At 65.9% G+C, this 17,077-nt stretch carries 13 protein-coding genes; 7 read left to right on the top strand and 6 right to left on the bottom strand.

Annotated features, from left to right (window positions below; genetic code table 11):
* The first annotated feature begins 24 nt into the window (after positions 1-24).
* Genes ACI48I_RS03105 through crtB form a run of 4 tightly spaced genes read left to right on the top strand, consistent with a single transcriptional unit; the run spans position 25 to position 4,959 of the window.
* On the top strand, positions 25-1,326 hold the full coding sequence (locus ACI48I_RS03105) for a glycosyltransferase (RefSeq protein WP_498573310.1): 1,302 nt from the start codon (positions 25-27) through the stop codon (positions 1,324-1,326).
* Positions 1,323-2,498 (top strand): lycopene beta-cyclase CrtY, encoded by a 1,176-nt coding sequence (crtY, locus tag ACI48I_RS03100; RefSeq protein WP_498573309.1) that lies wholly within the window; start codon positions 1,323-1,325, stop codon positions 2,496-2,498. The genes ACI48I_RS03105 and crtY overlap by 4 nt, the downstream gene beginning before the upstream one ends.
* On the top strand, positions 2,495-3,985 hold the full coding sequence (locus ACI48I_RS03095; protein WP_498573308.1) for a phytoene desaturase: 1,491 nt from the start codon (positions 2,495-2,497) through the stop codon (positions 3,983-3,985). The genes crtY and ACI48I_RS03095 overlap by 4 nt, the downstream gene beginning before the upstream one ends.
* Positions 3,982-4,959 carry a 15-cis-phytoene synthase CrtB gene (gene crtB, locus ACI48I_RS03090; RefSeq protein WP_498573307.1) on the top strand — a complete coding sequence of 326 codons (978 nt, stop codon included), beginning with the start codon at positions 3,982-3,984 and terminating at the stop codon, positions 4,957-4,959. Before ACI48I_RS03095 ends, crtB begins: the two co-directional genes overlap by 4 nt.
* Here crtB and ACI48I_RS03085 read toward each other — a convergent pair.
* Entirely contained in the window at positions 4,877-5,398 is a 522-nt protein-coding gene (locus tag ACI48I_RS03085; protein WP_498573306.1) for a sterol desaturase family protein, read from the bottom strand. The two genes, crtB and ACI48I_RS03085, sit on opposite strands and share 83 nt — an antisense overlap.
* Before the next feature lie 114 nt (positions 5,399-5,512).
* Between ACI48I_RS03085 and ACI48I_RS03080 the strand changes: the two genes are divergently transcribed.
* Positions 5,513-5,932 (top strand): DUF2141 domain-containing protein, encoded by a 420-nt coding sequence (locus ACI48I_RS03080; protein WP_498573305.1) that lies wholly within the window; start codon positions 5,513-5,515, stop codon positions 5,930-5,932.
* Between the two features lie 13 nt (positions 5,933-5,945).
* Here ACI48I_RS03080 and ACI48I_RS03075 read toward each other — a convergent pair whose 3' ends face one another.
* The 5 genes from ACI48I_RS03075 to aceE all read right to left on the bottom strand — a co-directional run bounded on the left by ACI48I_RS03075 (position 5,946) and on the right by aceE (position 13,683).
* Positions 5,946-6,269 (bottom strand): hypothetical protein, encoded by a 324-nt coding sequence (locus tag ACI48I_RS03075; RefSeq protein WP_193688581.1) that lies wholly within the window; start codon positions 6,267-6,269, stop codon positions 5,946-5,948.
* A 144-nt stretch (positions 6,270-6,413) separates the two neighbouring features.
* Positions 6,414-7,331 (bottom strand): NAD(P)-dependent oxidoreductase, encoded by a 918-nt coding sequence (locus tag ACI48I_RS03070; protein ID WP_498573304.1) that lies wholly within the window; start codon positions 7,329-7,331, stop codon positions 6,414-6,416.
* Between the two features lie 87 nt (positions 7,332-7,418).
* Positions 7,419-9,224, bottom strand: a complete 1,806-nt coding sequence (gene lpdA, locus ACI48I_RS03065; RefSeq protein ID WP_498573303.1) for a dihydrolipoyl dehydrogenase — start codon at positions 9,222-9,224, stop codon at positions 7,419-7,421.
* A gap of 12 nt (positions 9,225-9,236) precedes the next feature.
* Positions 9,237-10,892: a dihydrolipoyllysine-residue acetyltransferase gene (aceF, locus tag ACI48I_RS03060; protein WP_498573302.1), complete on the bottom strand. Its 1,656-nt coding sequence runs from the start codon at positions 10,890-10,892 to the stop codon at positions 9,237-9,239.
* Positions 10,893-10,986: 94 nt separating this feature from the next.
* On the bottom strand, positions 10,987-13,683 hold the full coding sequence (gene aceE, locus ACI48I_RS03055; protein WP_193688577.1) for a pyruvate dehydrogenase (acetyl-transferring), homodimeric type: 2,697 nt from the start codon (positions 13,681-13,683) through the stop codon (positions 10,987-10,989).
* 326 nt (positions 13,684-14,009) lie between these two features.
* Between aceE and folD the strand changes: the two genes are divergently transcribed.
* The gene (gene folD / locus ACI48I_RS03050) at positions 14,010-14,918 is read left to right on the top strand and encodes a bifunctional methylenetetrahydrofolate dehydrogenase/methenyltetrahydrofolate cyclohydrolase FolD (protein WP_227496695.1); all 909 of its coding nucleotides are present in this window, start codon (positions 14,010-14,012) and stop codon (positions 14,916-14,918) included.
* Positions 14,919-14,948: 30 nt separating this feature from the next.
* Entirely contained in the window at positions 14,949-17,033 is a 2,085-nt protein-coding gene (locus ACI48I_RS03045) for a M3 family metallopeptidase (protein WP_498573301.1), read from the top strand.
* Positions 17,034-17,077 lie beyond the last annotated feature (44 nt).

Below are 17,077 nucleotides of genomic sequence, written 5' to 3'. Positions count from 1 at the left end.
CGGCGCGGCTAGGAGAAACGGCGCATGGCGCATTTCGGCGTGGTCGCCCCCGCGTTCTACAGCCATGTGAGCGCCCTGTCGGCGCTCGCACTGGCCCTGCACGAACGCGGCCACCGGGTGACCTTCCTGCAGCGGCCCGACGCCGCCGCCTACATCAGGGACGATCGGCTGGATTTCCACGCCGTCGGCGCCGCCACCCACCCACCGGGTTCGCTGGCGCAGTCGCTGCGGCGCGCGGCCAATCCGGGCAGCCCGCTCGGCCTGCGCCACGTGATCGCCGACATGGCGGAGTCGACCGCCATGCTGTGCCGCGAACTGCCCGCCGCATGCGAAACCTTGCGCATCGACGCCATGCTCGGCGACCAGATGGAAGCCGCAGGCGGCCTGGTGGCCGAAGCGCTTGGCCTGCCCTTCGTCTCGATCGCCTGCGCGCTGCCGGTGAACCGCGAACCGGGCGTGCCCTTGCCGGTCATGCCCTTCGACTGGGGCGCCAGCGAGCGCGCGCTGCACATGTTCGAGGGCAGCACCCGGGTCTACGACTGGATGATGGCGCCGCACCGGCGGGCCCTTGAAACCGCAGCGCGCAAGCTCGGCATCCCCGTGCGCGGCGCCCTGCACGAATGCCTGTCGCCGCTGGCGCAGATCAGCCAGACGGTGGCCGCCTTCGATTTCCCGCGCCAGGCGCTGCCGGATACCTTTCATCACGTCGGTCCGCTGCGCGCGGCCTCCCACAAGGCACCGGCGCGGATCGACGCCCTGCCCGCCATCAGCCCGGACCGCCCCTTCGTCTTCGCCTCGCTCGGCACCTTGCAGGGACACCGCTTCGACCTGTTCAAGCGCATCGCCAAGGCCTGCCGCCAGCTCGACGTCCAGCTCCTGGCCGCCCACTGCGGCGGCCTCGATGCGCGCCAGTGCGCGCAGCTGGAAGACCTTGGCGCCACCTGGGTCTGCGCATTCGCGCCGCAGGAAGCGGCACTGGCGCGGGCCGATGCCGTCGTCTCGCATGCGGGCCTGAACACGGTCCTGGACGCGGTGGCAAACCACACGCCGATCCTGGCGCTGCCGATCGCCTTCGACCAGCCGGGCGTGGCGGCGCGCATCCGCCATGCCGGCGTCGGCCTCTCCGCCTCGCCGCGTTTTACAGGCGCGTCCGGGATCGCAAGCCGCTTGCGCCGCCTGCTCGACGAGCCGGGTTTCAAGGAGCGCTGCGCGCCGCTGGCCGAGGGCGTCAAAAGCGCCGGCGGCACGGCGCGCGCGGCCGACATCGTCGAAGCCGCGCTGGGCATCGATTCGCATAGTCGGGTGCAGCGTGAGGGGGCAGCGTGAACAAGCGCGTCTACGACCTGATCCTGGTCGGCGGCGGGCTGGCCAACGGCCTGATCGCCTGGCGCCTGCGCACCGAGCGTCCGGAGCTCGACATCCTGCTGCTGGAAGCCGACCAAGCGATCGGCGGCAACCACACCTGGTCTTTCCACGACGGCGATCTCGACCTGCATCAGCAGGCCTGGGTGGCGCCCCTGGTCGCGCACCGCTGGCCGCGCTATGACGTCGTCTTTCCCGGTTACGCGCGCACGCTCGAGAGCGGCTATGCCAGCATCGCATCAAGCGATTTCGCGCGCGTCGTCTCGGCCGCGCTGGGACCGTCCCTGCGTACGGGCGTCCGGGTCGCGGGCCTGAGCCCGACCAGTGTCCGCCTGGCCGGCGGCGAAACGCTGCAGGCCGGCGCCGTGATCGACGGCCGCGGCCCGCAGCCGAGTTCCCGCCTGGCGCTCGGCTATCAGACCTTCCTCGGCCAGGAAGTGCGACTGGCTGCGCCACATGGCCTGCGCGCCCCGGTCATCATGGACGCCGGCGTCGAGCAGCAAGGCGGCTACCGCTTCGTCTACCTGCTGCCCTTCGGGCCGGACCGCATACTGATCGAAGACACCCATTACGTCGATACGCTTGCCTGGGAGCCCGAGCGCCTGCGCGCCAACATCGCGGCCTATGCGCAGGGGCGCGGCTGGCGGATCCTTGACGTGCTGCGCGAAGAACAGGGCTCGCTGCCGATCGTGCTGACGGGAGACGTCGACGGCGTCTGGGCGGATTTCAGGGGTCAGCCGACCTCCGGCCTGCGCGCGGGATTGTTCCACTCGACGACCGGCTATTCGCTGCCGCACGCGGTGCGCCTGGCCGAACGCATCGCCAGTCTTGCCGACCTGAGCGCCCCGAAGCTGTTCGAGGCCATCCGCATCGAGGCGCAGCAGGCCTGGCGCGCGCAGCGCTTTTTCCGGCTGCTCAACCGCATGCTGTTTTTGGCCGGCAGTCCGGACAGCCGCTGGCGCGTCATGGCGCGCTTCTACCGGCTGCCGGCACCGCTCATCGAACGCTTTTATGCTGCCCGCCTGCGCCTGTTCGACAAGGCGCGCATCCTCAGCGGTAAGCCTCCCGTACCCGTGCGCGCGGCCATGAACGCCGCGCGCATGGTCCATCCCAGCCAGATCAGGAAACCAGAATGAACGCAGTAAACAACGCGGTCGTCGTCGGCGCCGGCTTCGGCGGCCTGGCCCTGGCCATCCGCCTGCAGGCCGGCGGCACGCAGACGACGCTGCTGGAAAAGCGCGACAAGCCGGGCGGCCGCGCCTATGTCTACGAAGACCAGGGTTTTGTCTTCGACGCCGGCCCCACCGTCATCACCGACCCGTCCTGCATCGAGGAGTTATTTACCGCTGCCGGCAAACGCATCGAGGATTATGTCGAGATGCTGCCCGTCTCTCCCTTCTATCGCCTGTGCTGGGAAGACGGCAGCCATTTCGACTACGTCAACGACCAGGAAGCGCTCGACCGCCAGATCCACGCGATCAACCCTGTCGACGTCGCCGGTTACCAGCGCTTCCTCGCGTATTCGAAGGCGGTGTTCGAAGAGGGCTATATCAAACTGGGCACCGTGCCCTTCCTGACCTTCCGCGACATGATCGCGGCCGGCCCGCAGCTGGCCAAGCTGCAGGCCTGGCGCAGCGTCTACAGCATGGTCTCGCGCTTCGTGCAGGACGAGCACCTGCGCCAGGCCTTTTCCTTTCACTCGCTGCTGGTCGGCGGCAATCCGTTCGCGACCTCGTCGATCTACACGCTGATCCACGCGCTCGAGCGGCGCTGGGGCGTCTGGTTCCCGCGCGGCGGCACCGGCGCGCTGGTGAACGGCCTGGTACGCCTGTTCCAGGACATCGGCGGACGGATCGAACTGAATGCATCGGTCGCGCAAATCGAAACGAAGAACGGGCGCGCCAGCGGCGTGCGCCTGGAAGACGGCCGCTTCTTCCCGGCCGATGCGGTGGCCTCGAACGCCGACGTGGTGCATACCTATGCCTCGCTCTTGAACCAGCACCCGCGCGGCGCGCAGGAAGCAGCCAGCCTGCGCAAGAAGCGCTTCAGTAATTCGCTGTTCGTCATCTATTTCGGACTGGACCACCACCACAGCCAGCTGCAGCACCATACGGTCTGCTTCGGCCCGCGCTACCGCGGCCTGATCGACGAAATTTTCAAGGGCAATGCGCTGGCCGACGATTTTTCGCTCTACCTGCACGCGCCCTGCGTCACCGACCCGTCGCTGGCGCCGCCCGGCTGCGGCAGCCATTACGTACTGGCGCCGGTACCGCACCTGGGCAATGCGGACATCGACTGGGAGGTCGAAGGGCCGCGCTACCGCGACAAGATTTTCGAATACCTCGAAGAGCGCTACATGCCGGGCCTGCGCAGCCAGCTCGTCACCAGCCGCATTTTTACGCCCTTCGATTTCCGCGACCAGCTGAATGCCCACGTCGGCTCGGCGTTTTCGCTGGAGCCCGTGCTGACCCAAAGCGCCTGGTTCCGTCCGCACAACCGCGACAGGGAGCTGACCAACCTCTACCTGGTCGGCGCGGGTACCCATCCAGGCGCGGGCGTACCGGGCGTGATCGGCTCGGCCAAGGCGACTGCAGGCCTGATGCTTGCGGAGGCGCGCGCATGAACGCTGGAGCGAACGCATCGCTGCTCGACCACGCGACCGAAACGATCAAGGTCGGCTCGAAGAGTTTCGCGGCCGCGGCCAGGCTGTTCGACGCCCCTACCCGGCGCAGCGTGCTGATGCTGTATGCCTGGTGCCGCCACTGCGACGACGTGGTCGACGGCCAGGAACTGGGCTTCGGCATGGCGGCGCCCAGCCACGACCCGCATGGCGAACTGGCGCGGCTGGTCGAGCAGACGCGCCGCGCCTACGCGGGCGAAACGATGCCTGATCCGGCCTTCGCCGCCTTCCAGGAAGTCGCGCTGCGCCACGCCATCGCGCCGCGCCATGCTTTTGACCACCTGGCCGGCTTCGGCATGGACGTCGATGCCGTGCACTACGACACCGTCGAGGACACGCTGCGCTACTGCTACCACGTGGCGGGCGTGGTCGGCCTGATGATGGCCCAGATCATGGGCGCGCAAGCGCCACAGGTGCTCGACCGCGCCTGCGACCTCGGCCTGGCCTTCCAGCTGACGAACATCGCGCGCGACATCGTCGACGACGCGCGGCTCGGGCGCTGCTACCTGCCGGCGCAGTGGCTGCGCGAAGCCGGGATTCCGCCGGAAGAGCTGGCGCTGCCGCGGCATCGCATGGCGCTGGCGAAGATTGCGGCGCGCCTGGTCGACCATGCCGAGCCGTATTACGATTGCGCGCTCGGCGGCGTGGCGGCGCTGCCGCTGCGCTCGGCCTGGGCGATCGCCACGGCACGCAGGGTGTATCGCCAGATCGGGATCGAGGTCAAGGCACGCGGACCGCGCGCCTGGGACGAACGGGTCGGCACCTCGCGCGCGACGAAACTGAAACTGCTGGCCATGGGCGGCGTGGACGCCTTGTTGTCGCGCCTGCGCCCGGTCAGGCCGCGTCCTGATGGCCTGTGGCGGCGTCCCGCTGACGTTGCGGTGCCCCGCCATGGAGTGCCTGCAACTGGCGTTTGAGCTTCGCGACCGGGGGCGCGTACAGGAAGCCGAACGAGACCGCGCCTTCCTTGCCCTCGACCACATGGTGCATGCGGTGCGCCTGGTAGAGCCGCTTGGCGTAGCCGCTGCGCGGGGTGTACTGGAAAGGCCAGCGCCGGTGCACCAGGCCGTCGTGGGCGACGAAATAGAGGAAGCCGTAGGCCGTCATGCCGGCGCCGATCCATTGCAGCGGCCAGATGCCCTCGGTGCCGAACCAGATCAGGGCGATGGCCACGCCGGCGAAGACGACGGCGTATAAATCGTTCTTTTCGAACCAGCCCGAAGGGTTGACATTGGGTTCATGGTGCGAGCGGTGCCAGCCCCAGCCGAAGCCGTGCATGATGTACTTGTGCGCGACGATGGAAAACACTTCCATGAAGACGACGGTGGCCACGACGATGAGCGTATTGAGCAGCATGAATGCAGGGACCAGGAGAGAAAAGGCGATGATCCCAGCCTACCATAAGGGGCTTGCGCGCACGGCTACCAAACCGCCTCTCGCCGCAACGAAACCAGAACAAGGAAAACACCGATGAATCAGTTGTCCCGCTTTGTAGCCTGCGCCGCCTTGATGTGCGCGCTGAATGCCACGGCCGCCATGGCCGCTACCGTCGAAGTACGCGTGTCGGGCGTGACCGCCAAAGGAAACGTGAAGGTCGCCGTCTGCGACAGGGAGCGCTTCCTGAAACAGTGCGCCTGGAGCGCCTCGGCGCCGGCCCAGGCCGGCGAAACGACGGTCGTGGTCAAGGGCGTGCCCGCCGGCACCTGGGCCGTGCTGGCTTACCAGGACGAAAACGGCAACAATGAACTCGACCGCAACTTCGTCGGCATGCCGAAGGAGCCCTACGGTTTCAGCCGCGATGCGCGCGGCAAGTTCGGTCCGCCGAGCTTCGAAGACGCGGCCATCGAGGTCGGCGAAACGCAGGCGACGGCGACCGTGCGCCTGCGCTGAGCTGCCGGCTGCCTCAGGCGGTGACGGAAGCGTCCTGGCGCGCCGCCGGCACCCCGCCGTCGAGCACCCGCATCAGGAAATGGGCCTTGCGCGGCGCGCGGTGCCGCTCGTGGATCTCGCGCGTCAGGACTTCGACCCGGCGCGGCTGCACGCTCAGCTGCCGCACGTCGATGTGCTCGCCTGCCGCATCGTTGCCGGCAAATTGCGCCGCCAGGTGCTGCGCGATGGTACCGGTCAGCGTGACCGGCACCCCGTGCAGCGTCGTGCTGAGTTCGAAAGCCCGCGATGCGGGCAGGACAAATAAGGTCCCGACATATTCAGTACCGTGCTCTTCCATGTCAATCTCCTGTGACACGCATTCGCTGCGCCGGCGCAGTATCGGCTCGCCGGTTGCACGTCCATCATAGCGCGGCTGCGCCAGGGCACAACAGGAAAATAATCGCCTGCGCGACGCCGACACAGTGCGCGGGAACGGCGCCGTTCAGGCCGATCCTGGCGCCGACATGCGCGCCAGTGCCGCAAGGTCGAGCTCACCGTCGCCGCGCGCCACCGCCTGCTGCAGCGTCTCGCGCAGCACCGCGCCGAAGCGCAGCCGCAGGCCCTGTTCAGCAGCCGCATCGTTGGCCAGGCCCACATCCTTCAGGCCGAGCGAGAGCTTGAATCCGGCCGGGCTGTAGCGCTCCTGCGCGATCATCGCGCCATAGCCTTTATAGACGGGCGAACCGGCGAACAGCGTGTTGCTCAGGAGGTCGAGGAAGCCGGCCGCCTCGATGCCGTGCGCGCCGACGAGCGCCGCCGATTCGCCCATCGCCTCGATCGCGCAGGCCAGGGTCAGGTTGGCGCCGAGTTTGACCGCATTCGCCTGTTCGGGCGCCGTGCCGAAACGCCAGGTCTTCTGCCCCATCAGGTCAAACAGCGGCTGTACGCGCGCGATCGCCTCGTCCGGACCGGACGCCACGATATTGAGCTTGCCGGCGGCCGCCACGTCGACCCGGCCGAGCACGGGTGCCCCGATATAGCCGACGCCGCGCGCGGCATGCAGCGCTGCCATCTCGCGCGCGAAGGCCACCGACACCGTCGCCATGTTCACGTGAATGCTGCCCGGCGCCAGCGCGTCCAGGGCGCCGTCGTCCAGCAGCACGGCGCGGGTCGATGCGTCGTCCGCCAGCATCGTGAACAGCACGTCCACGGCCGCCGCCTCGGCCGGGCTGGCGGCTACCTGCGCACCCTGGGCGGCCAGTTCCTGCACAGGTCCAGCGCCGCGGTTCCATACGCGCAGCGGCTGCCCCGAGCGCAACAGGTTGGCTGCCATCCCGCGTCCCATTGCGCCGAGTCCGATAAATCCGATATTCATGCCTGCTCCTTGTCGAGTGTGCCGCCCTGTGGCTGATCCGGTCATTGAAACAGCAATCCGGAAAATGCGGCGCGAAAAAAAACCGGGACCTCGCGGTCCCGGCTTCGGTCTGGCTCACAGCCGTTCGGCAGCTCAGCGCTTGCGTGCCGGCGGCAGGTCGGTGCAGACGCCCTTGTAGACTTCGGCGGCCATGCCGATCGACTCGCCCAGCGTCGGGTGCGGGTGGATGGTCTTGCCGATGTCGACGCCGTCGGCGCCCATCTCGATCGCCAGCGCGATTTCGCCGATCATGTCGCCGGCATTCGTGCCGACGATGGTGCCGCCGATGATGCGACCGGTCTCGGTGTCGAACAGCAGCTTGGTGAAGCCTTCGTCGCGGCCGTTGGCGACCGCGCGGCCGCTCGCGTTCCACGGGAAGTGGCCCTTCTCGACCTTGATGCCCTTCTGCTTGGCTTCGTCTTCCGTGAGGCCGGCCCATGCCACTTCCGGATCGGTGTAGGCGACCGACGGAATGACTTTCGCATCGAAGTATGCCTTCTCGCCGTGCGCCGCTTCCGCCGCGACGTGCGCCTCGTGCACCGCCTTGTGCGCCAGCATCGGCTGGCCCACCAGGTCGCCAATGGCGAAGATATGCGGCACGTTGGTGCGCATCTGGCCGTCCACGCCGATGAAGCCGCGGTCGGTCACCGCCACGCCGGCCTTCTCGGCGGCGATTTTTTTACCGTTCGGGCTGCGGCCGACGGCCACCAGCACCAGGTCGTACAGCTGCGGTTCCGGCGCGGTGGCGCCGGCTTCCGCCGCTTCGAAGCTGACCTTGATGCCTTCAGGGAGGGCCTCCACGCCGACGGTCTTCGTCTTGAGCATGATGTTGTCGAAGCGGTGCGCGTTGTACTTCTGCCAGACTTTCACCGCCTCGCGGTCCGCGCCCTGCATCAGGCCATCCATCATCTCGACGACGTCGATGCGCGCACCGAGGGTCGAGTAGACGGTTGCCATTTCCAGGCCGATAATGCCGCCGCCGATGACCAGCATCTTCTTCGGTACCTGGCGCAGTTCCAGCGCGCCGGTCGAGTCGACGATGCGCGGGTCTTCCGGCACGAAAGGCAGTTTTACCACGCTCGATCCAGCGGCGATGATCGCTTTCGCGAACTTCACCACCTTCTTTGCGCCGTCGGCAGCGGTGACTTCGATGTGGTTCGGGCTCAGGAACTGGCCCACGCCCTGCACCACATTCACCTTGCGCGCCTTGGCCATGAAGGAGAGGCCGCCGGTCATCTTCTTGATGACGCCGTCCTTGTAGCCGCGCAGCTTGTCGATGTCGACGCTTGGTGCGGCAAAGCTCACGCCCAGGTCGGCCATGTGCGCGGTCTCGTCCATGATGTGCGCCACGTGCAGCAGCGCCTTGGACGGGATGCAGCCCACGTTCAGGCAGACGCCGCCCAGGGTGGCGTACTTCTCGACCAGCACCGTGTCCATGCCAAGGTCGGCCGAACGGAAGGCGGCCGAATAGCCGCCGGGACCGGCGCCCAGCACCATCATTTCGCATTCGATGTCGACCTGGCCGCTGTAGCTGGCGGCACCCGGAACGGGCGCGCTCGCGGGAGCGGCGGCGTCAGCCTTGTGCGCTGGAGCATACGAATCGGTCGGTGCGGCAGCGGCGGCCGGCGCAGCTGCAGGCGCAGCAGGTGCAGCAGCCCCGGCCCCCTCTTCGAGCATCAGCAGCAGCGAACCTTCGTTCACCTTGTCGCCCACCTTGACCGACAGTTCCTTGACCACGCCGGCGTGGGTCGACGGGATTTCCATCGAGGCCTTGTCGGATTCCACGGTGACCAGCGACTGGTCGACCTTGATCGTGTCGCCGGGCTTGACCATCAGTTCGATGATTTCGACGTCCTTGAAATCGCCGATGTTCGGGACTTTTACTTCAACAGTGCTCATTCTCGGCGCTCCTTACAGAAGGGTCTTGCGCAGGTCGGCCAGCACTTCGGCCAGGTAGGCGGCGAAGCGCGCGGCGCCGGCGCCATCGATCACACGGTGGTCGTAGGACAGCGACAGCGGCAGCATCAGGCGCGGCTGGAAAGTGGAACCATCCCAGACCGGCTTCATGGCCGACTTCGACAGGCCGAGGATCGCCAGTTCCGGCGCATTGATGATCGGCGTGAAGGCGGTGCCGCCAATGCCGCCGAGCGACGAAATGGTGAAGGTCGCGCCCTGCATGTTCGCAGGCGACAGCTTGCCGTCGCGTGCCTGTGCCGAAAGCTCGCCCATTTCGGTGGCGATCTGCGACACGGTCTTCTTGTCGGCATCCTTCACGACCGGAACCACCAGGCCGTTCGGGGTGTCGGCCGCGAAGCCGATGTTGTAGTACTGCTTGAGGATCAGGCTGGCGCCGTCTGCGCTCAGCGAGGCATTAAATTGCGGGAATTTCTTCAGCGCGGCGACCGATGCCTTGATCACGAAAGCCAGCATGGTCAGTTTCACCGCCGACTTCTGCTTCGCCAATGCCGCGTTCGAATCGACGCGGAACTGTTCCAGGTCCGTCACGTCCGCTTCGTCGAAGGTCGTCACGTGCGGGATCATGACCCAGTTGCGGTGCAGGTTCGGGCCGGAGATCTTCTTGATGCGCGACAGCGGCAGCAGTTCGGTCGGGCCGAACTTCGAGAAGTCGAGCGACGGCCATGGCAGCAGGTCGAGACCGACGCCGGTGCCGCCCTTCGCTGGCGCAGCGGCAGCGGCCGGAGCGGCCATCACGCCCTTGACGAAGTTCTGCACGTCCTGCTGGGTGATGCGGTTCTTCGGACCTGTGCCCGGCACGCGTGCCAGGTCGACGCCCAGTTCGCGGGCGAACTTGCGGATCGACGGCGAGGCGTGGGCTTTCGAGCCGGTGACGCCCTGGCTTGGCGCGGCTGCGGCCGGAGCCGGAGCCGGCGCGGCGGCTGCCGGTGCGGATGGCGCAGCGGCGGCGGGGGCCGGCGCGGCGGCAGCCGGTGCGGAAGACGACGCAGCTGCGGACGCACCGCCGGCCGCTTCGAGCACCAGCACGAGCGAACCCTCGGCGACCTTGTCGCCCACCTTGACCTTCACTTCCTTGACGGTGCCGGCGTGGCTGGACGGGATTTCCATGCTCGCCTTGTCCGATTCGACGGTGATCAGGGACTGGTCGACCTTGATCTGGTCGCCCGGCTTGACCATCAGTTCGATGACTTCGACTTCCTTGAAGTCGCCGATGTCCGGCACGGTGACTTCGACGAGTGCGCCGGCGCCGGCCGGTGCGGCGGCGGCCGGGGCAACGGCAGGCGCAGCTTCAGCAGCGGCCGGTGCCGCGGCAGCAGGCGCCGGTGCGGCCGCTGGTGCGGCGGCAGCGCCGCCAGCTTCTTCGAGCATCAGTACGAGCGAGCCCTCGGCGACCTTGTCGCCGACCTTGACCTTGATTTCCTTGACCACGCCCGCATGGCTGGACGGGATTTCCATGCTGGCCTTGTCCGATTCGACGGTCACGAGCGACTGGTCGACCTTGATCGTGTCGCCGACTTTGACCATCAGTTCGATGACTTCGACTTCCTTGAAGTCGCCGATGTCCGGGACTTTGACTTCCACAATGCTCATAGTGTTAGCTCCGTTATTTTTTGTATGGGTGCGAATGTATGGCCGTTGCTCCCCCCCGCGGGGTGGAGCAACGGCGAACTACCACTCATTTACATTACTGGGTCACAGGATTCGGCTTGTTCGCATCGATGCCGTACTTGGCGATCGCCTGGGCCACGACCGACATCTCGATCTTGCCTTCATCGGCCAGCGAGCGCAGGGCGGCAACGGTCACGTAGTAACGGTTCACTTCGAAGAACTCGCGCAGTTTCACGCGGCTGTCCGAGCGTCCGAAGCCGTCGGTGCCCAGCACTTTATAGGTGCGGTCCTTCGGCATGTAGGCGCGGATCTGCTCGGCGAACAGGCGCATGTAGTCGGTCGTCGCGACGATCGGGCCGGTCGAGTTCTGCATCAGCTGCGTCACGTACGGTACGCGCTGTTCGGCTTCCGGGTTGACCATGTTCCAGCGCTCGCAGTCCTGGCCATCGCGCGCCAGCAGCGTCAGCGACGGGGCGGACCAGACGTCGGCGGCGACGCCCCAGTCGTTCTTCAGCAGTTCGGCAGCGAAGATCGACTCGCGCAGGATGGTGCCGCAGCCGATCAGCTGGACGCGGTTCTGCAGGCTGGCGTCGCCTTCCTGGAGCAGGTACATGCCTTTCAGGATGCCCTCTTCCGTGCCAGGTTTGAGGCCCGGCTGCTCGTAGTTCTCGTTCATGATGGTGATGTAATAGAACACGTCTTCCTGTTCCGTCACCATGCGGCGCAGGCCGTCATGAATGATCACCGCCACTTCGTGCCCGAAGGTCGGGTCGTACGGCAGGCAGTTCGGCACCGTCGCGGCGATGATGTGGCTATGGCCGTCTTCGTGCTGCAGGCCTTCGCCGTTCAGCGTCGTGCGGCCGGCAGTGCCGCCCATCAGGAAGCCGCGGGCGCGGATGTCGCCCGCCAGCCAGACCAGGTCGCCCACGCGCTGCATGCCGAACATCGAGTAGAAGGTGTAGAACGGCACCATCTGGCGGTTGTTCGACGAGTAGGACGTTGCAGCCGCGATCCACGAGCTCATGCCGCCCGCTTCGTTGATACCCTCTTGCAGGATCTGGCCGGCCTTGTCTTCGCGGTAGTACATGACCTGGTCTTTATCGACCGGCTCGTACAACTGGCCCTGCTGGTTGAAGATACCGATCTGGCGGAACAGGCCTTCCATGCCGAAGGTACGCGATTCGTCGACCAGGATCGGCACGATGCGCTGGCCCAGGCTCTGGTCCTTCAGCAGGCTCGTGATCACGCGGACATAGGACTGCGTGGTCGAGATTTCGCGGCCCGGCGCGGTCGCGTCGAGCACCGACTTGAACGACTCCAGCGGCGGCACGATCAGGGTTTCGTCGGCCTTCTGGCGGCGCTGCGGCAGGTAGCCGCCGAGGGCCGCGCGGCGCTCGTGCAGGTATTTCATTTCAGGCGCGTCGTCGGACGGCTTGAAGAACGGGATCTCGGCCAGCTTGTCGTCCGGGATCGGGATGGCGAAACGGTCGCGCATTTCGCGAATCGCCTCGTCGTCGAGCTTCTTGGTCTGGTGCGCGGTGTTGCGCGCCTCGCCCGACTTGCCCATGCCGAAGCCCTTGACGGTCTTGACCAGCAGGACGGTCGGCGTGCCTTTGTTCTCTTGCGCGTTCTTGAAGGCGGCGTAGATCTTGTGCGGATCGTGGCCGCCGCGGGTCAGGCGCCAGATGTCGTCGTCGCTCATGTTGGCAACCATCTTCAGCAGCTCGGGGTGCTTGCCGAAGAAGTGCTTGCGCACGTAGGCGCCGTCTTTCGCCTTGTAGTTCTGGTATTCGCCGTCGACGGTTTCCATCATCACGCGCTGCAGGATGCCGTCCTTGTCCTTCGACAGCAGGGCATCCCAGCCCGGGCCCCAGACGACCTTGACGACGTTCCAGCCGGCGCCGCGGAAGTCCGCTTCCAGTTCCTGGATGATCTTGCCGTTGCCGCGCACCGGACCGTCCAGGCGCTGCAGGTTGCAGTTGACGACCATGACCAGGTTGTCGAGGCGTTCGCGTGCGGCCATGCCGATCGCGCCCATCGATTCCGGCTCGTCCATCTCGCCGTCGCCGCAGAAGACCCAGACTTTACGGGCTTCGGTGTCGGCAATGCCGCGGGCGTGCAGGTATTTCAGGAAGCGCGCCTGGTAGATCGCCATCAGCGGGCCCAGGCCCATCGAGACGGTCGGGAACTGCCAGAAGTCCGGCATCAGTTTCGGGTGCGGGTACGAAGACAGGCCCTTGCCGTCGACTTCGCGGCGGAAGTTCAGCATCTGCTCTTCGGTGATGCGGCCTTCGAGGTAGGCGCGCGCGTAGATGCCGGGCGAGCTGTGGCCCTGGATGTAGAGCAGGTCGCCGCCGTGGTTGTCGCTCGGGGCTTTCCAGAAGTGGTTGAAGCCGATGCCGAGCATGTTGGCCAGCGAGGCGAAGGACGAGATGTGGCCGCCGAGGTCGCCGTCGGCGCGGTTGGCTTTCACCACCATCGCCATCGCGTTCCAGCGCATCCACGAGCGCAGGCGCTCTTCGTATTCGAGGTTACCCGGGCAGTGCGCCTCCAGGTGGGCAGGAATGGTGTTGACGTAGGCGGTGTTGCTGGAGAACGGGACGTGGGCGCCGCGGCGGCGCGCCAGGTCGACCAGGCGCTCCATCAGGTAGTGCGCGCGTTCGGTACCTTCGTTTTCGATGACCGCTTCGAGCGCGTCGAGCCATTCCTTGGTTTCGAGCGAATCCGGGTCATTGGCGGCCTGGGCCGTCAACTGATCGAGCTGAGCTGACATTGGTGCGTCTCCTTGGTTTTGGTGGCCCACGTCGATCTCCAGATCGCCCGCCGGCGTATTTGATGAACAATCAATATGAATCAAGCCACGAGATTCTACCAGTGGAAGTGGTCTTTTTCAAATTACGATATATCATTTCATAATATGGAATCGCCTGTGCAAATGCGCTGGCCGACGGGGATCCGGTATGCAATGCACATGCCCGCCATCCCTCATCACTACCAACTCTGTAAATATGACAATGAACCACGGAGCGCGGCGCGCGATTCCGTGGATTCGCCGTGCGCGCCGTATAATTTCATCTTTGTCCAGTGATGAGCCCCACCATGCCAGCCCAACTGATCGACGGAGTCCAACTTTCCCAGCAACTGCGCGCCGAAATCGCCGAGCGTGCAGCCAAACTCACGGCCGCCGGCCAGCAGCCCGGCCTTGCCGTGATCCTGGTCGGCGAAGATCCGGCCAGCCAGGTCTACGTGCGCAACAAGGTCAAGGCCTGCGGCGACGTGGGCTTTCACTCGGTGCTGGAAAAATACGAGGCCGACCTGACGGAGGCCGCCCTGCTCGCCCGCATCGCCGCCCTCAACGAGGACCCGGCCATCCACGGCATCCTGGTCCAGATGCCCCTGCCGCGCCACATCAACCCAAGCAAGGTCATCGAAGCCATTTCCACCAGCAAGGACGTCGACGGCTACTCGGTCCTGTCGGCCGGCGAACTGGTCGCCAACCTGCCGGGTTTCCGCCCCTGCACGCCCTACGGCTGCATGAAGCTGATCGAGTCCACCGGCACTGATCTGCGCGGCAAGCACGCGGTCGTGATCGGCCGTTCGAACACCGTCGGCAAACCAATGGCACTGCTGCTCTTGCAAGCCAACGCCACCGTGACCATATGCCATAGCGCGACGCCGGACCTGGGCGTCTACACGCGCCAGGCCGACATCGTCGTGGCCGCCGTCGGCCGCCGCAACACCGTCACCGCCGACATGGTGAAACCGGGCGCGATCGTGATCGACGTCGGCATGAACCGCGACGACGCCGGCAAGCTGTGCGGCGACGTCGATTTCGCCGGCGTACGCGAAGTGGCCTCGCACATCACCCCGGTGCCGGGCGGCGTCGGGCCGATGACAATCACCATGTTGTTGATGAATACGGTCGAGTCCGCGGAACGCGTGCTCGGCAAGCGCCAGGAAGTGCTCAGCCAGGCCACGGGAATGGATCCGAAACCTGGTGTTGCATAAGCTGTCGCATAAACTTTAGGAAGGAACACCATGAGCGTTGATACCAGTAATCCCCTTCTTGACTTCTCTGACCTGCCGCGTTTCGATGCCTTCCGCCCGGAACACGTCACGCCGGCCATCGAGCAGCTGATCCAGGAGGCCACCGAGGTCGTCGCCAGGCTCGAAGCGCCGAGCGACAACGTCACTTGGGACAATTTCGTGGTGCCCCTGGAGGAAGCGACCGAACGCCTGGGCCGCGCCTGGGGCATCGTCAACCACCTGAACCATGTGGCCGACACGCCGGAACTGCGCGCCACCTACAACGAAAACCAGCCGAAAGTCACCGAGTTCTGGACCACCCTCGGCCAGAACGAGCTGCTCTTCGCCAAGTACAAGGCGATCCGCGCCAACCCGGACTACGTCAACCTGAGCCCGGCCCGTAAACGCATCGTTGAAAACGCCCTGCGCGACTTCCGTCTGGGCGGCGCCGAACTCCCAAGCGACAAAAAGGAACGCTTCGCCGCCATCCAGGAGCAGCACGCCGCGATCTCGACGCGCTTCTCGGAAAACGTGCTCGACGCAACCAACGACTACAAGCTCATCGTCGAAAACGAAGCCGAACTGGCAGGCATTCCCGAGGACGCCAAGGCCGCCGCGAAAGCCGCGGCTGTTGCGGCGGGCAAGACCGGCTACCAGTTCACCCTGCACTTCCCGTCCTATTTCCCGGTCCTGCAATTCGCGGACAATCGCCAGCTGCGCGAAACGATCTATCGCGCCAGCGCGACAAAGGCGTCGGACATGGGCGCCGTGTTCAGCGAACTGGAGAAATGGGACAACAGTTCCAACATCGCCCAGCTGCTCAAACTGCGCGACGAGGAAGCGAAGCTGCTCGACTACCGCAACTTCGCCGAAGTGTCGCTGGTGCCGAAGATGGCCGAGAGCCCCGAGCACGTGATTTCCTTCCTGGAGGACCTGGCGCGCCGCGCGCGTCCGTTCGCCGAGAAAGACCTGGCCGAGCTGCGTGCCTTTGCCAAGGACGAGCTGGGAATCGAGGACATGCAGGCCTGGGACCTGTCCTACGCGTCGGAAAAGCTGCGCGAAAAGCGCTATGCCTTCTCGGCGCAGGAAGTCAAGGAGTACTTCCCCGAGCCGAAGGTCATCGAAGGCCTGTTCAAGGTGGTGCAGACCCTGTTCTCGGTCGCGATCAAGCCGGACACGGCGCCCGTCTGGCATCCGGACGTGCGTTTCTACCGCATCGAACGCGACGGCCAGCTGATCGGCCAGTTCTATTTCGACCTGTACGCGCGCGCCGGCAAGGGCCAGGGCGCGTGGATGGACGACGCGCGCGGACGCCGCATGACGACGGGCGGCATCGTGCAGACCCCAGTCGCCTACCTGACCTGCAACTTCACGCCGCCGGCAACTGTCGACGGCAAGCTGCAGCCCTCGCTGTTCACGCACGACGAAGTGACGACCCTGTTCCACGAATTCGGCCACGGCCTGCACCACATGCTGACCGAAGTCGAGGAGCTGTCGGTATCGGGTATCTCGGGCGTCGAATGGGATGCGGTCGAGCTGCCGTCGCAGTTCATGGAGAACTTCTGCTGGGAATGGGACGTGCTGCAAGGCATGACCGCCCACTTCAAGACGGGCGAGCCGCTGCCGCGCGCGCTCTACGACAAGATGCTGGCGGCTAAGAACTTCCAGTCGGGCATGCAGACCCTGCGCCAGGTCGAGTTCTCGCTGATCGACATGCACCTGCACTACGACTTCGACCCGAACAGCCAGCAATCGGTGCAGCAGCTGATCGACGATGTGCGCAGCAAGTTCTCGGTGATGATTCCGCCCTCCTTCAACCGCTTCCAGCACTCGTTCGGCCACATCTTCGCGGGCGGCTATGCGGCCGGCTACTACAGTTATAAATGGGCCGAGGTGCTGTCGGCGGACGCCTATGCGGCCTTCGAGGAAGCGATCGAGGCCGGCGGCGGAGAGCTGTCGGCGGAGACTGGACGGCGCTTCCAGCGCGAGATCCTGGCCGTCGGCGGTTCGCGCCCGGCGCTCGAATCGTTCAAGGCGTTCCGCGGCCGCGAGCCGTCGATCGACGCGCTGCTGCGTCATAATGGAATGAACGCATAAGTTCGTAATGACCTGGGCCGCGGCGGAAAGTTCACTGCGGCCCA

The organism is Massilia sp. LXY-5 (genome assembly GCF_059801075.1).
This window is presented reverse-complemented; position numbering and strand designations above follow the sequence as displayed.

Bases quoted from the DNA above. Each gene is read 5' to 3' on its own strand.
- ACI48I_RS03105 (WP_498573310.1), top strand. From the start codon at position 25: ATGGCGCATTTCGGCGTGGTCGCCCCCGCGTTCTACAGCCATGTGAGC.
- ACI48I_RS03095 (WP_498573308.1), top strand. From the start codon at position 2,495: ATGAACGCAGTAAACAACGCGGTCGTCGTCGGCGCCGGCTTCGGCGGC.
- crtB (WP_498573307.1), top strand. From the start codon at position 3,982: ATGAACGCTGGAGCGAACGCATCGCTGCTCGACCACGCGACCGAAACG.
- ACI48I_RS03085 (WP_498573306.1), bottom strand. From the start codon at position 5,398: ATGCTGCTCAATACGCTCATCGTCGTGGCCACCGTCGTCTTCATGGAA.
- ACI48I_RS03080 (WP_498573305.1), top strand. From the start codon at position 5,513: ATGAATCAGTTGTCCCGCTTTGTAGCCTGCGCCGCCTTGATGTGCGCG.
- ACI48I_RS03075 (WP_193688581.1), bottom strand. From the start codon at position 6,269: ATGGAAGAGCACGGTACTGAATATGTCGGGACCTTATTTGTCCTGCCC.
- ACI48I_RS03070 (WP_498573304.1), bottom strand. From the start codon at position 7,331: ATGACCGGATCAGCCACAGGGCGGCACACTCGACAAGGAGCAGGCATG.
- lpdA (WP_498573303.1), bottom strand. From the start codon at position 9,224: ATGAGCACTGTTGAAGTAAAAGTCCCGAACATCGGCGATTTCAAGGAC.
- aceF (WP_498573302.1), bottom strand. From the start codon at position 10,892: ATGAGCATTGTGGAAGTCAAAGTCCCGGACATCGGCGACTTCAAGGAA.
- aceE (WP_193688577.1), bottom strand. From the start codon at position 13,683: ATGTCAGCTCAGCTCGATCAGTTGACGGCCCAGGCCGCCAATGACCCG.
- folD (WP_227496695.1), top strand. From the start codon at position 14,010: ATGCCAGCCCAACTGATCGACGGAGTCCAACTTTCCCAGCAACTGCGC.
- ACI48I_RS03045 (WP_498573301.1), top strand. From the start codon at position 14,949: ATGAGCGTTGATACCAGTAATCCCCTTCTTGACTTCTCTGACCTGCCG.